We start from the raw sequence: 14700 nt of genomic DNA, 5'->3' as shown, positions 1-14700 counted from the left end.
CTATGACTCAAGTTAAACGGCCCTCTATTTTAATCACTAATGATGATGGAATTCACGCTCCAGGAATTAAGCATTTATGGCAAGCGATTTCTTCATTTGCTGATGTCACTGTGGTTGCACCTGCAACTGAACAATCCGCTGTTAGTCTTTCCATTACGATTCGCAATCCTTTACATATCGAAAAAGTCACATGGCCAGCCAATGTGGATGTTTGGAGTGTTTCAGGAACCCCGGCGGATTGCGTAAAACTGGGCTTAAATGTTGTTTTAGAGAGCCCCCCCGATTTAATTTTATCTGGGATCAATCGTGGCACAAATGCAGGCAGAAATGTTCTTTATAGCGGTACTGTTGGAGGTGTTATTGAGGGGATTATGCATAATATTCCAGGCATTGCATTCTCTTGCTATGACTTTCATGACCCCGCTTATGCTACGGCAGAAAAATACATTCCCTTAATTGTTCGTCATATTCTGCAACACCCTCTTCCAAATGGAACATTTTTAAATGTTAACTTCCCCCCAAAGCATTTAAATGAAATCAAAGGGATTAAGCTAACGCGTCAAGGAAAAGAATATTGGGTCGAAAATCCTGATAAGCGGGAGCATCCGAATCAAGGCAATTCCTATTACTGGCTCGGTGCTAAATTGGCTAAATTTGAAGAGGAAGCAGACTCGGATATTCCACTCCTTCAACAAGGATATTTAACAGCCGTGCCTGTACACGTTGGAGAATTAACCGACCACCACCACCTCACAGCTCATCGAGACCATTTCGAACAACTTTCTCTTTAAAGCTAAAAAAGAGATTCAAAGCGCATTTGCTCTGAATCTCTTTTTTTTAAAGCATAACAATTAGGCAATTTCAAAATAAGAAACTACACTGATTGAATATAATTGAATGATAATTGTGAATAAGAAGCAGATACCTGCCTAAGACACCACCTATGTAGGTGGTAGATAAACGCGAGAGACGGGACTCGAACCCGCAACTTCCGGCGTGACAAGCCGGTGCTCTAACCAATTGAACTACTCCCGCAGAGTATTGTAAAGGACTGGGCGCAACAGGACTCGAACCTATGACCGCCTGTGTGTAAGACAGGAGCTCTACCAACTGAGCTATACGCCCTTGCGAAATAAGCATTAACTTTACTGTTTTTACTATTTCCGTGCAAGCGGATTTTATTCTCACCTGCACATTTTTTCGCAAAAGCCTATTTATCAATATCTTATGAGTATAAATTCATTCTGAATATAAATCGCATCGACACGTTTTTTTGCTGTACAAAACCTCCCCCTATTCAGTACACTATATGCTTCATTCACAGTTTTTCCCGGATATTCATCATGAAAGATTCAACTGTTACATCCTCTAAGCCTTTATCTAGTTATATTTTAGACTACGTCTTTATGGCTATTGGAGCTTTTTTGGCCGCCTTCTCGATTTCAGTTTTTTTGATTCCCAGTAATTTGATCGACGGCGGTATTGTTGGCGTTGCCATGATTTTTGGTTATATGTTTAAGCAAAGCTTATTTCCACTTTTTCTTTTTATCTTCAACCTTCCATTTCTTTACCTAGCCTATAAGCACATAGGAAAGGTGTTTTTAATTCACATGCTGTATGCTGTGATTTTGTTTATGGGGTGCGTCGTCTTTATTGAATCTGTCCTACATGTGGAATTTCATGGAGATTCTGTGGAAGTTGTGGTCATCGGGGGAGCCATCTTAGGCATTGGCTTGGGCTTAATCATTCGTTATGGGGGCTGCTTGGATGGGACAGAGATCCTAGGATTGATCATCAATAAGAAAACTGGCTTCACAGTCGGACAAGTTGTCCTCGTTTGCAATATTTTTATCTTTGGTGGTGCAGGAATCGCATTTCAGGATTGGCATCCCCCACTCCTCTCCTTGATTACCTTTATGGTTGCAAGCAAGGTAATGGATTCGGTGATTGTGGGATTAGACGAAACGAAATCCATGCTCATTATCTCCAAGCACTCCAATGCCATTGCACAAGCCATTATTCATGAACTCGGCTTAGGTTTAACCATCATGTATGGACGTGGAGGTTATTCAGGTGATGCGAGAGAAATTTTATACGTCATTGTTGAACGTCTTCAGTTAGCTGAATTGAAAGAACTCATCTATCGAGAAGATCCTTCAGCTTTTATTGCCATTGAAAACCTGCATGAGGTCGCCAATGGAAATCAGGGCTCTAAAACTGATCGCAGTCAAAAATGGATCGAATCTATCATGTCGCGCGCTTTTGGATCCAAAAAAAATTCCAATGATTCCTGAAATTACTTTTGAAGAAGTTCGGGCAGAAGCTTTACGCTTAGGCTGGGATGATGTTGGAATCACAGAAGCACACATTCCAGAAGATGATATCGAAGCCTATAAAACCTGGCTCGCAAACAATTATCAAGGGGATCTCCAGTATATGGAAAATCACATACGCTGTGATCCCCAACAACTTTTTCCCGGTGCAAAAACCGCCATTATTTTTGTCACGCACTACAAACAAGAAAGAGTGCAATTTCGGAATGATGCTGGTGTGGTTGCCTCTTATGCAAGAGGAAGGGATTACCATCACCTCCACCGGAAAAGATTAAAAAAATTCATTCTTTGGCTTGAACAACGCTCTGGTCAAAGCAACATTGCAAAAGGTTTTAGCGATTCCACCCCTGTTATGGAAAAAGCCCTAGCCGTACAAGCTGGACTCGGCTGGTTTGGAAAAAATACGCTCCTTATTCATCGGCGCTTCGGAACTTTTTTACTTCTTTCCGGACTTTTTACTTCTTTAAACATACAGGAAAAATCGCTAAACCTACGCCTCCCTCGCTGCGGAACATGCCGTCGATGCCTCGATGCTTGCCCAACACAAGCCTTTGAAGCCCCCTATGTTTTAAATGCCACAAAATGTTTATCCTACCACCTCATCGAATCAAAAAAAGAAATTCCAGAAGAAATTCAAAAGAAAAATCCAGGCTATGTTTTTGGATGTGATATCTGCCAAGATGTTTGCCCTCACAATGTAAGACCTAAACCCTCCACCGTGCCCGAGTTTTCCCCGAATCAAGGCATGGGTGCTTATCTATCACTTGAAGATATTGAAAAGATTGAGCACAATCCGGAAAAGCTATTCGGCACGCCACTGCAACGCCGCGGCGCGACAGGATTGCGACACACATTTGAGACCTTAAATTTACAGAATCCTAACGAGAATGACCATTCTGAAATGAAGGAAGATAAACATGGATGACCTTGATGCAAAATTACTAGCAACAGATTCCTGGAAAGTTTTTAGGATCATATCCGAATTTGTTGATGGCTTCGAAACGATGACTCAACTAGGTCCATCCGTCTCTATTTTTGGTTCAGCCAGGCTTCAGCCAGACACCCCCTATTACAGCTTAGCCGTAGAAGTTGCTCGACACATCGCAGAACGGGATTTCGCTATCATCACAGGCGGAGGACCTGGCATCATGGAAGCTGCAAATAAAGGCGCACAATCCGTACAAGGAAAGTCATGTGGACTAGGCATCAATTTACCAATGGAAGACGAACTCAATCATTTCATTGATACAAAATATAAGTTGCAATTTCGCTACTTCTTTGTCCGTAAAGTGATGTTTATCCGATACGCTCAAGGCTATGTTTTTTTACCAGGCGGATTTGGAACATTGGATGAGCTATTTGAAGCATTAACCCTCATCCAAACACAGAAGATCCATCCATTTCCGATTTATTTAATGGGCAAAGAGTATTGGGAAGGGCTAATGGATTGGATGCGAAGTACGGTTACCGACCATAAATGCATTTCCAAGAGCGATCTGGACCTCATCAATATCACAGATAATCCAGAAGAAGTGGCAAATGGAATTGAAAGACATTATCGCCGCGACCACGCCAAGCGAAATTTTTAAGTATTTAGAAAAACAAGCTCTCCAAAAGAGAGCCTGTTAAATAAAAAGCGAATTAATGCCTTTCCCCAACCGGAGCTCGTACAGGGGCCCCACCGCAGGACGCTTGTATACTAACTACACCTCGAGCCTGTGGCAATGCAACCGGCCTTGGAACATTACGTCCTTGCCCTGATCCAGGAACAACCCTGCCACTTAAAACAACCTCTCGTTCCCGCAATGCTTGTTGCTGCGCTACAGGCGAGGGTAAAGGCTGAGGACGCGCACTACGAGAACCAGGCAATGCTGGGTGACCTTGAACTGGCGCAGGACGACCATAACCATATATTGGACTTGTCATTACAATCTCCTAAATTAGTTTAAGCAAGTTGCGCGAACATAATTTAGCATGTTCACGTTGATTAAAATATTTGGACGGATAGAAAGAGGGTCATTGTTAACACCCAAGATTACAGTGTCATTCAGAAACCACTTTGCAGAAGTAGAGGAATCAAACACGGAAATCCCCCAAGAGGAACCATCATTGAGATAAACCAAATCATTCACATAATCGATCCCTGTAATGTAGTAGGTATAAATGCCATTGTAAAGAGGACCTGCGAATAAATTGACTTGCACCGTTACATTGGTATTTAAATTCACTAAACAATAGTCATAGATAGAAAAAAAGTTGCTATTTGGCGTCACAATAATGCTGTCAGATGTTAGCCAGTTCAATGTTTTATAACGATCATAAGAGCAAACAGTCCAGATTGAACCATCATAAAGCTCTACACTTCCTCCATCATAGGCAACAAGGTAAGGACGCTGATAGACACCTTGGTGTGTTGTGTAATAACCCGTAAATTTAGGTAATTTAGAAGAAGCTAATAAACGAGGATCTTCAGAATTTCCAAAATTGATTTCTTGACGTAAGCTTTTAGAAGTTAGCAAGACGTCTTTAACGCGCGCCTCTTCAGCCTCTTCTTTTTCTTCAGACACTTCTTGACGAGATTCTTTTACAAGTACTCTTTCTAAATAGGACTCTATTCTCTCCCCAACCGCGAGATGCACACGCTCATCTTGTTCCCGCGTTTCAATAAGCTCATCTTCCGTACCACATGCCATTGCACATACACACAGCAATTGCACAAATAGGAACCCATATTTTTTAACTTTCATCATCAATCTCCATTTTTAATTTATTTTCTACATTTAAAAATCTTGTTAGGAACGAGGACCTCTTTGGCCAACTCCCCCCCGACCTCCAACATTTCCACCCTCTGGTCTTGCTCGCGCACGCGCATTGAGTCCACGCTGGTCACCACGACTAACATCTACACCCACTCGCGCCCTTTCCCCTGGATAAGTAGACCTTTCCTCTTCGCGCACTTCGTATTCTCTAGCGAATCCCCCTTGAAAGCCGGTTTGACGTGCTGATCTTCCGGCTGAATCCCTCGCCGCTGTTCTACTTCCTGCCGGAACGTGTCCATATGTGCTATGATAAGGTTCACGACTTCTTCTAGCATACGCACTTGAGCGATCAGTCGTTAACACAGCTGAGAAGACACTCCCAAATACACTTCTTACTCCTCGCGCAAAATTCCCCCCCCTGCTTCTTTCATTTTGTCTATTAAAATCGACACGGATAGGCTCTGCACGAGGAGGTCGAACAAAACCAGGTTGACGGGATTTGTACCAAGCACATGCAAGAAAAAATAACGGAACGGCCCCAAAGAAAAGAACAAAAGGAGAAGCCAGTATCGCTATCGCGATGATTGCGACTTTAGCTTTTGTAGAAATTTCTCGTTTAACTTCCTTATCACCTTCCATACATGAATAATGAAATGGACGGTCAGTAAATATCGCGTTAGGCATATGATTTCCTTATTATTATTATTTATTATGATCAATTTCTAATCTTTACCTGGGGCATGATCCACAGTTTCTTTAGTACATTACTGCGCCACGCGCATTGTTGAGTACATTCACGTTAATCAAAATATTTGGACTGCTTTTACTTGAAAAATACCCATCGTTAACACCGATAATCACCGTGTCATTTACAATCCATTTGTTGAATGCAATACGATCAGATTTTTTCATTTTCCAGACTGTTCCATCCTCTAGGCAAACCTGATAATTAACATAGTCGATTGCCACAATCCAATGTGTATTAACACCATTGTAGATAGGCCCTAAAGACAAGTTAGCTGCCACAGTTTTCTTCGTATTCAGGTTAACCAAGTTATACTGATAAATAGAAAGCCAATTGTGGTTTGGTCGGATAATGATTTGATCACTTGTCAACCAATTAAATGTTTTATAGCGATCGCTTGCTTGAACACTCCAAATAGACCCATCGCTCAATTCAACTGTATCTCCTAGCGGAGAAACAGCTAATGGATTTTGATATATGCCTGGATGCGTTGTTGTTAAATTTGAGGTTGTAAATGGGAAAAACTTGGCTTGAAGCTCATTTCCTTCTTCATCAATTTTTGTTTCTGAAGCCACTTCTTCTTGTTCGGAAGTTATTTCATTTACTTCTCCCTCTTCGGCTGCACGCTCTTCTTGCAGGGTAATGTGATCTACCAAAGAAAATGGACGGGATCCAACAACGATATGCTCTTTTGGAGGCTCAATCTCTTCTGGCTGTACTGTCGTTGCCTGGAGAGCACCTGAAAAAGTTAGCAGTGTGCACACGAGTGCGGTTGATGAGTTTTTTAAAAAAACTTTCATGCCTTTTCCTTTTGTTTAATTTCATGAGAAAAGAATGATATACTCATTCTTACCCATTGTTTATTGTGTTCAACAATTGCGAATAACACGCAATATCTCTCAGAATAATTAAGGCAGTGTTAAGATTAAATAAATTTTAGATTAGCTTTGAAGATAGGTCTAAGGGGCGCCCAAGATTTTGGGCGCAAATCCTTAATCTCGTGTGAATTGTGATCCTTCAGAAATCAGTTGATCAATGTATGCAAGATCAAAGTCTGTTTCTAAAAATTTCGCATCTTCTAACATGTATAGGTGAAAAGGGATTGTGGAATGGACTCCACCGATATGGAATTCGCGTAAAGCCCTTTTTCCAACAGCTATCGCTTCATCCCGATTTTTTCCACGCACAATTAATTTTCCAATCATTGAGTCATAATTAGGTGGAATTTTGTATCCAGAATAGCAAGCACTGTCTACACGCACGCCTGGACCTCCCGGTGGTAGATAATACTCAAGCTGACCTGGAGAAGGGGTAAACCCTTTCATAGGATCTTCTGCATTAATGCGAAACTGAATGACATGCCCTTCAAAGTGAATGTCTTTTTGCGTATAGGCAAGTTCTTTCCCCATTGCAATTTTAATTTGCTCACGCACAAGATCCACCCCCGTCAATTCCTCTGTGACAGTATGCTCAACTTGAATACGGGTATTGACTTCCATGAAATAAAAATGGTGATCTTGATCTAACAAAAATTCGACTGTACCTACGGAATGATATCCTGCCGCCTTTACAACCTTGACTGCAGCCTGCCCCATTTTTTCTCGAAGTTTTGCCGAAAGAACTGGACTAGGGGCCTCTTCAATCAATTTTTGACGCCGTCTTTGAATTGTGCAATCACGCTCTCCCAAGTGGATGTAATTGCCATGTTTATCGCCCACAACTTGCACTTCAACGTGACGTGGAGACATAATCATTTTCTCTAGATAGACATCAGGATTTCCAAAACTAGCTTCAGCCTCTGCTCTAGCAGCCAAAAAGAGCTTATTAAACTCTGCTTCATGATAAGCGATACGAATCCCTTTTCCACCTCCACCAGCAACAGCTTTAATAAAGATCGGAAAACCGATTTCTTTAGCCACTTCCAACGCTTGAATAATATCGGAAACAACGCCATCGGACCCTGGAATGACTGGACATCCAACACTCATTGCGGTTGCCTTCGCTCGCGCCTTATCTCCTAAAAGAGCAATGGATTTAGGTGAAGGACCAATAAAATTAAGGCCACAACTTTCGCAGATAGACGCAAAGTTTGTGTTTTCACTTAAAAAGCCGTAGCCAGGATGAACAGCGTCAGCTCCTGTAATTTCGCACGCAGATAGAATGTGGGGAATTTTTAAATAAGATTTGCTCGAAGGTGCCTCTCCAATACAAATGGCCTCGTCTGCATGCAAGACATGCAAAGCTTCAGCGTCTGCCTCCGAATAAACGGCCACGGTTTGCAAATTCAAATCGTGACATGCCCTAATAATCCGAACAGCAATTTCGCCACGGTTGGCGATTAGAACTTTTTGTATCATGAAAAAACTATATTCCTAAGAAATTTTAAAGAGCTTAGTACCAAACTCAACTGGCTGGCCGTTTTCAATTAATACTTCAGCGACAACCCCATCTACACCTGCTTTTACTTCATTCATGACTTTCATCGCTTCGATAATGCAGATCACAGTATCTTTGGTAATGACATCTCCTTTTTTCACAAAAGCTGGCTCGTCAGGAGCTGGTGAGGAATAAAATGTTCCAACCATGGGAGACTTGACATAAGCTCCGAGAGCTGATTCGGGTTTAGCTTCATCAGGAATAGGGGTTTGAAGAGAAGAGGGTATATCCCCCGTTTTAGGCCTTGCAGAGCGGTGATAAGAGTCATCATAGTGGCCTGTAAAATGAGGAGAAGATGGAGGAAATTCTGCCTCCAAGTAAGGAATGACAGTTCCTCGTTCTAATCTGAGCTCAAAATCCCCTTTTTTTAAGAAAAGTTCTTTCATATCGCTCCGGCCCATTGCAGCCATGAGTTCTTTAATTTGCTTAAGTTCCAATTGAAAGCCTCCCAATACGATCTAAACGCGTTGTATATATTCGTCTGTCTTTGTATCTACTTTGATGATATCTCCAACATCGATAAAAGGGGGAACTTGAACCGAAGCACCCGTTTCTAAAATAGCAATCCTAGATCCTGGATTCGCTCCTTTACCCTTTTCATTTTCAACATTTGATACCATGAGCTCTAAAAACTGTGGAAGTTCAACAGAAAAAACTGTGTCCCCGTAAAAAGAAGCTTTGATATCAACTCCCTCTTTCAGATAATTAACTTTAGAGCCAATCACTGCAATAGGAATTAAAATTTTATCTAGATTACGAATATCTAAAAATAAGTAGTTTTTTCCTTCCAGATATAGATATTCTAAATGTCTTTCGGTTAGAGGAACATCACTGACCGTCTGTCCGATTTTAAAGTTTTTTTCAACAACTTGATTAGTCGCAAGATCTTTCAACTTGGTTTTAATAAAAGGGGTACCTTTTGGCACGGTGACTTTAACACTTGATTCTACTCGATACAGCTTGCCGCTAATAGAAAGAATCATTCCAGGAGTAATTTGATTACTTGCAACCATAGTTAACCACGACTTCTTAAAGTGAATAAATTAAAAACAAATTGAAGCATTATTGCTTCACACGTAAAGACTCTACAGCTGTCTTCAGATCAGGAGCATTAAAAAGATATGATCCAGAGACGAGAACATTAGCGCCTGCATTCACACACAATTCAGCTGTTTGAGGGTTTATTCCCCCGTCAACTTCGATTAAAAAAGGCTTTATTGTTGCAGGATCTGCACCTTCAGGTGCATATTTACCCCCTTCACAAATATTCAGTTTATTACAAATATCCCGAGTAAATTCCACTTTTTCCAAAACTTCTGGCATAAATTCTTGTCCGCCAAAACCCGGATTCACCGTCATGAGTAGAATCATATCGCACTTGTCTAAATATTTTGGAATCATAGACAAAGAGGTTTCAGGAGAAAAAGCAAGTCCTGCTTTAATATTACATTTTCGAATATAGGCTAATGTTTCTTCCACATCTTCTGTTGCCTCAAAATGGAAGGTCAACATATCGGCACCGGCTTCGACAAACCGTTCAATATAATCAAAGGGATGATAAACCATTAAATGCACATCTAAAAAGACGGAAGTCGCGCGATTGATCGCCGCAACCATTTTAGGACCCATAGTGAGATTAGGAACGAAATTTCCATCCATAATATCGATATGGATAAAATCTGCTCCAGCATCCTCTAAACGGAGGGCTTCATCGGCCATTCGGCCAAAATCAGCGGAGAGAATAGAGGGAGCAATTTTAAGAGAATGATTTTTCATTGGTAAACTAACCCTTAGCAAAGTATAAAGCTTGACTACTGTCATATATGATTATATTAGCAAAAGTCAAGATTTTTAACCTTATGGAAATGCGGCATTTTTAAGCTATTTTACCATCGATTTCCAAGCAAACAGCCTTTCTAAAAAACCACCTTTATATTATCTTTACCCAAATCCATCTATCTTTATTTCAAAAAATCTGTCGAAGGGTTTCCTTTATGCCAAATTTTAAAGTTTTGTCGACGATGAAAATCTATTTCGCTCCTCGCTATTACACATGATCATTTTGAGAGGCATAAGAAGAATTGCCCCCTTTCATTAAGTCGCTTTGAAAGGACAAGATCTCCATTTATGCGTAGATCCCTGCTTTACATTTTGTAATCCACCCAATTTCTTTAAAATAGTTGCTCAATCATTCTCGTTAATTTAATCGGTTCGAAAGAGCCCTTGCTTAAATCTTAAAAAATTGCATATACAAAATATACATGTTTCTCAATTTTTAAATAAGCAATTCCTATGAACTCGAGTTCTCGCTCATCACTTGCAATTGGCCTGGCAATGTTCTCCATGTTTTTTGGTGCAGGTAATATCGTATTTCCTCTTCTGGTAGGCATTCAAAGTGAAAGCCAAAATATTTATGCTTCTATAGGATTACTTATCTCGGCCATTGGAGTCCCTCTTCTGGGCCTTATTGCGATGGCTATGTTTGAAGGCAATTATAAGGAGTTCTTTGGTCGCATGGGAAATACACCGGGCTTTATCATGACAGCCTTAATTTTAGGCCTCATTGGCCCTTTTGGTGCGCTACCACGTTGCATTGCTTTATCCCACTCTACCATCAAAATGTATTTACCTCTTATCTCTCTATGGCAATTTAGCCTGCTTTCTTGCCTCATTATTTTTTGGCTAAGCTGGAGACCAAGTGCCTTAGTGACTATTTTAGGTTATATTTTAACTCCTTTTTTACTGTTTTCAGTTCTTGTCATTATCGGATTCGGCTTTGTTAATTCACCATCGGCTCCTATAAGTTCCCTTTCTTGGCACAAAGCTTTTTCGAATGGTTTCATTCAAGGTTATCAAACGCTCGATTTGCTTGGGGCCTTCTTTTTTTCTTCGACAATCATCTTGTCCCTAAAAGAGAGTGTAAAAAGTGAAATACCACAAAACTTTAAACCTCTGATGACGCTAACGCTTAAAGCTAGTTTTATTTGTGCTATTTTATTAGGTTTAGTGAGCTGGGGATTTAGCTGGGTGGCGGCCTTTAATAGCCAGAGTCTTCAGAACGTCCCTAAAGATGAATTGCTACGGGTTGTAGCGACTCAAACACTGGGACAACATGCAAGCATTTTTACAATAGCAGCAGTTCTTCTTGCATGTCTTACGACGGAAATCGCGCTTGCTACAGCTTTTTCAGAATTTATCCATCAAGATTTAAGTGGGAAAAAAATATCTTATGAATGGTCACTTGTCATCACATTAGTGATCGCATTTTTTGTATCACTGTGGCACTTTGAGGGAATCATTCATTTTCTGGCCCCCATTTTATTTTTTTGCTATCCCATGATGATTACGCTGTCAATCGTCAATATCCTCTACAAGCTTTATCACTTTAAGCCCGTTAAGACACCCTTAGCGATTGTATTGATTTTATCTCTTGCGGGATTTTTATTTTCAGGCGCTTGAGGCATCTTTATGGCTATCCCAATCTTCAACAGTTTGCTGGATAGCTTGAAAAAAATGACGTTGCTTATAAAAGTCATCGCATCGATAAATGTAGCCGATATAAGAAGCTTCATAGATTCTAACGCAAAAACTTGCTAAAGAAATGGATGGATAATTGAGTTTTTTAAATACGCGTTGCAATTCTTCTTCCAAGGCCCAATCCTCTGCAGCGACCATTGCTAAAGCAAAATCGGATTCGCTTTGAATTTTAAGAGTGTAGACCTCCTCATTAAAAAATCTTTCTTCAATCGCTTCGACCAATAGAAGAAAAAGCGATTTTAGGGCTTCAACCTCTAAAAAAGTACGCATGATCACAGGCTTTAAAGAGTAGAAGAAATTTTCTAGCAAGATTTCATTATAGTTACGCGTCGATGACAATAAATTTTTAAGCTCAAGTAATAGCTCATTTTGCTTGGATATCATCCCTCCATTAAAATCTCGAATCTCTCCCACAATTCTGGAGATTTCGGATACCACCGCCTGTCTAGCTTCATAGAGATTAATAGAATGATCGCGTCGTAAGAATTGATCTTTTGATACCTTTACGCGAAAAATCGTGGCTTCTTTTTCATGTTTCTTACGCAATGTCCCGACAAGCTTACACCCATCGTGAATATACTCTAAAAAAGTTGAACGATTCTTAAACATTTCCATGATGGACATATCTTTAGGCTTGAGAACGCGCACTAGAATAATGGTAAAAAATAGATGTAAATGGGTTTGTTCATCAAATGTAATAATCACCTGGGGAATATCGCGAATATATTTAATCTGATTACTCAAAATCAACATATTGCGCATCATCTCTTCTTCATTGCGAGGCATGAAAACTGGATGCATAACCTGTTCAATTTGTTCTTCAACTTCGGTAAATAACTTTTTACGGAGAAGTTGAATCTCTTGGGTGGTAATGGGGCTATTATCTTTCTTTTCAATTTCAATATAGAAAGTACAAATACTAAAAGTGCCTCGACGATTACAAAAGAAAGAATTTTCAACAGCCTGAGCTTGAGGAATGTAGTTTTGAATGCCTTTAATCAGATGCATTTCATCTAAAACTTCTTTATCCTGCAAAAAATTGATTCCAATGATAATTGAAAGCACATTTTTAATTTCTCCCCCAACTTTCACTTTTGATCGAAAGATTTTTAGATCCATATGTCGGGATTTGGGAGCGCTCTTAACAGCTTTTAAAAGGAAATTTCGAAATAAATATTGATAACAAATCATGCGACACAAGTGATAACTTTCTCGACCAACTTTAAATCGATCTTCACACATCACCAACACATTTTGCATTTCGGAAAACAAATCTGAATTAAAATATTTGGGATAACGAGCAATCAAACCCGCAATGTGTTCTTGTACGCGTACAGTTTTATCATCATTCGATAATCCCTTAACCTCAAGAATCCGACCTGCATAATATCCAGAGTTAACACCTAACTTGAGCTCTGTAATCAGCAAAGGTAGATTTCTTTGGATCAATTCCAGATCATGTATGCATTCTACAGCAATCATAACTTCTGAAACCATGTATACATCGGGTCCTAAATGAGGAAAACAAAAATCAACCGCATGTGACAAAATGACATTGAGACGTTTTCCTGGTACAAGCCAGCGACTGAGCATCTCTATAAAAAACTTAAATACGTTCGGGCGAGATTTACAGAATATGCAAAATGACATGGTGGAAGGTACATTTTGCTTAGAAGAGACATTAATAATAGGCAATACACGATTCAAGCCTGTTAGTTGCTCACAAATCGATTGATTTTGATCAAACAAATCCTCAGGAACAATCCTTTTTAGAATGTTCTTCACAATTTCCTGATAAAGAGAACAGTTTACACTCTCTTCTTGTTCACCAAAATCGATGTCAATAGGCGGAATAGACATATCTTTAGAAATTTTCGTTAAAATTTTCATTAAAGTGCTGCCGTGCAGTTTAAAGAAGAGATCACCGAACTGTTATCTATCGTGTTTTCCTCTTCGTATACAACCCAATCATTGAGTTGATTTAATTCACCGATTAAGGTCCCCTCACAACCACATGTTGCAAAATCAATAAAGGAGCGCACATATAGCGCCAGCTGATTTTTGCTTGCTAAACGGATACAGCGAGGGTGCAAGACACTATGGCCTATTTGGACGATGTTTGCAGCGATTTCATAAGTCATCTGGGAAAATAGAGTGGCATTGGGATTTATTTTAGGATCTTCGGAATAAATGCCCTTAACGTCTTTAAAAAATTCGACACATTCAGCTTTTAAAGCAAGACCTAACGCCACGGCAGATGTATCTGATCCACCACGACCCAGTGTTGTGATTTCTCCATTGCGACTGACACCTTGAAAGCCTGCAACAATCACGATTTTGCCAGAGTCTAGAGCGGAAAGAATTCGATGTGGCCTGACTTCAATAATATTAGCACTGCTATGATGATTACATGTAATAATTCCTGATTGACTGCCTGTAAAGCTAACAGCCTGCTGATTTTTCAGAGCTAAAGCCATTGCAAGCAAGGAAATGCTGATCCTTTCCCCTACCGAGACGAGCATATCATATTCTCTTCTTGGAGGATTAGGATGAACTTGTTTCGCTAAAGCAATTAATTGATCTGTTGAATCACCCATTGCACTAATCACAATAGCAATTCGTTCATATTCTTGCTTGCGCGCTAAAATGATATCTGCAATTTGCGAAAAATGATCTGGAGAAGCTACAGACGCACCACCAAACTTCATAACAAGCGTTTTTTTCATAGAATTCAAAACAAGCTGTAGAAGAAATTTTATATTTCAAAGTTAAGATGCGATCCATATGCTACGATGCATTTTGAAGGCTTAAAGCGACTTTTTCTTAACTTTAATCCAAATAAGGTGTAGACTACCATACTAAAATTTCGGAAACGAGTCAACGCCTATAT

At 40.0% G+C, this 14700-nt stretch carries 15 protein-coding genes and 2 tRNA genes; 5 read left to right on the top strand and 12 right to left on the bottom strand.

What is annotated here, in order from left to right; translation table 11 throughout:
- The first annotated feature begins 2 nt into the window (after positions 1-2).
- Positions 3-791 carry a 5'/3'-nucleotidase SurE gene (gene surE / locus AB7E63_RS03170; RefSeq protein WP_006340119.1) on the top strand — a complete coding sequence of 263 codons (789 nt, stop codon included), beginning with the start codon at positions 3-5 and terminating at the stop codon, positions 789-791.
- 170 nt (positions 792-961) lie between these two features.
- Here surE and AB7E63_RS03165 read toward each other — a convergent pair.
- Positions 962-1035: transfer RNA gene (locus AB7E63_RS03165), tRNA-Asp, on the bottom strand.
- A gap of 17 nt (positions 1036-1052) precedes the next feature.
- Positions 1053-1125: transfer RNA gene (locus AB7E63_RS03160), tRNA-Val, on the bottom strand.
- A 218-nt stretch (positions 1126-1343) separates the two neighbouring features.
- Here AB7E63_RS03160 and AB7E63_RS03155 point away from each other — a divergent pair.
- The 3 genes from AB7E63_RS03155 to AB7E63_RS03145 are packed head-to-tail and all read left to right on the top strand — an operon-like array spanning position 1344 to position 3922.
- Entirely contained in the window at positions 1344-2294 is a 951-nt protein-coding gene (locus AB7E63_RS03155) for a YitT family protein (RefSeq protein WP_013925271.1), read from the top strand.
- Positions 2197-3258, top strand: a complete 1062-nt coding sequence (gene queG, locus AB7E63_RS03150) for a tRNA epoxyqueuosine(34) reductase QueG (protein ID WP_237753971.1) — start codon at positions 2197-2199, stop codon at positions 3256-3258. The genes AB7E63_RS03155 and queG overlap by 98 nt, the downstream gene beginning before the upstream one ends.
- Positions 3251-3922 carry a TIGR00730 family Rossman fold protein gene (locus AB7E63_RS03145; protein ID WP_006340116.1) on the top strand — a complete coding sequence of 224 codons (672 nt, stop codon included), beginning with the start codon at positions 3251-3253 and terminating at the stop codon, positions 3920-3922. Before queG ends, AB7E63_RS03145 begins: the two co-directional genes overlap by 8 nt.
- Before the next feature lie 52 nt (positions 3923-3974).
- On the opposite strand, the gene AB7E63_RS03140 is transcribed toward AB7E63_RS03145, so the two are convergent.
- The 8 genes from AB7E63_RS03140 to rpe form a co-directional block, all read right to left on the bottom strand.
- Positions 3975-4259: a hypothetical protein gene (locus tag AB7E63_RS03140; protein WP_144016259.1), complete on the bottom strand. Its 285-nt coding sequence runs from the start codon at positions 4257-4259 to the stop codon at positions 3975-3977.
- Between the two features lie 14 nt (positions 4260-4273).
- Positions 4274-5083, bottom strand: a complete 810-nt coding sequence (locus tag AB7E63_RS03135; protein WP_006340115.1) for a hypothetical protein — start codon at positions 5081-5083, stop codon at positions 4274-4276.
- A 42-nt stretch (positions 5084-5125) separates the two neighbouring features.
- Entirely contained in the window at positions 5126-5776 is a 651-nt protein-coding gene (locus AB7E63_RS03130; protein WP_013925274.1) for a hypothetical protein, read from the bottom strand.
- A gap of 72 nt (positions 5777-5848) precedes the next feature.
- Positions 5849-6637 (bottom strand): hypothetical protein, encoded by a 789-nt coding sequence (locus AB7E63_RS03125; protein ID WP_006340113.1) that lies wholly within the window; start codon positions 6635-6637, stop codon positions 5849-5851.
- A 192-nt stretch (positions 6638-6829) separates the two neighbouring features.
- Positions 6830-8191 (bottom strand): acetyl-CoA carboxylase biotin carboxylase subunit, encoded by a 1362-nt coding sequence (gene accC / locus AB7E63_RS03120; protein WP_036745861.1) that lies wholly within the window; start codon positions 8189-8191, stop codon positions 6830-6832.
- Positions 8192-8209: 18 nt separating this feature from the next.
- Positions 8210-8710, bottom strand: coding sequence for an acetyl-CoA carboxylase biotin carboxyl carrier protein (gene accB / locus AB7E63_RS03115; RefSeq protein ID WP_013925275.1), 501 nt, complete (start codon positions 8708-8710; stop codon positions 8210-8212).
- Positions 8711-8731: 21 nt separating this feature from the next.
- On the bottom strand, positions 8732-9286 hold the full coding sequence (locus AB7E63_RS03110; protein WP_006340110.1) for an elongation factor P: 555 nt from the start codon (positions 9284-9286) through the stop codon (positions 8732-8734).
- 49 nt (positions 9287-9335) lie between these two features.
- Positions 9336-10049, bottom strand: coding sequence for a ribulose-phosphate 3-epimerase (rpe, locus tag AB7E63_RS03105; protein WP_006340109.1), 714 nt, complete (start codon positions 10047-10049; stop codon positions 9336-9338).
- A 516-nt stretch (positions 10050-10565) separates the two neighbouring features.
- On the opposite strand from rpe, the gene AB7E63_RS03100 reads away from it, so the two are divergent.
- Positions 10566-11732 (top strand): branched-chain amino acid transport system II carrier protein, encoded by a 1167-nt coding sequence (locus tag AB7E63_RS03100; protein WP_079891762.1) that lies wholly within the window; start codon positions 10566-10568, stop codon positions 11730-11732.
- Here the strand turns inward: AB7E63_RS03100 and AB7E63_RS03095 are convergent.
- Positions 11721-13700 (bottom strand): hypothetical protein, encoded by a 1980-nt coding sequence (locus AB7E63_RS03095; protein ID WP_006340107.1) that lies wholly within the window; start codon positions 13698-13700, stop codon positions 11721-11723. The two genes, AB7E63_RS03100 and AB7E63_RS03095, sit on opposite strands and share 12 nt — an antisense overlap.
- Positions 13700-14536 carry an aspartate kinase gene (locus AB7E63_RS03090; protein ID WP_006340106.1) on the bottom strand — a complete coding sequence of 279 codons (837 nt, stop codon included), beginning with the start codon at positions 14534-14536 and terminating at the stop codon, positions 13700-13702. Before AB7E63_RS03090 ends, AB7E63_RS03095 begins: the two co-directional genes overlap by 1 nt.
- Between the last annotated feature and the right edge of the window lie 164 nt (positions 14537-14700).

Source organism: Parachlamydia sp., from assembly GCF_050255895.1.
GTDB classification, from domain to species: Bacteria; Chlamydiota; Chlamydiia; order Chlamydiales; family Parachlamydiaceae; genus Parachlamydia; species Parachlamydia acanthamoebae.
The sequence above is the reverse complement of the archived record's forward strand: the minus strand, read 5'-3'. Positions and strand labels throughout refer to the sequence as shown.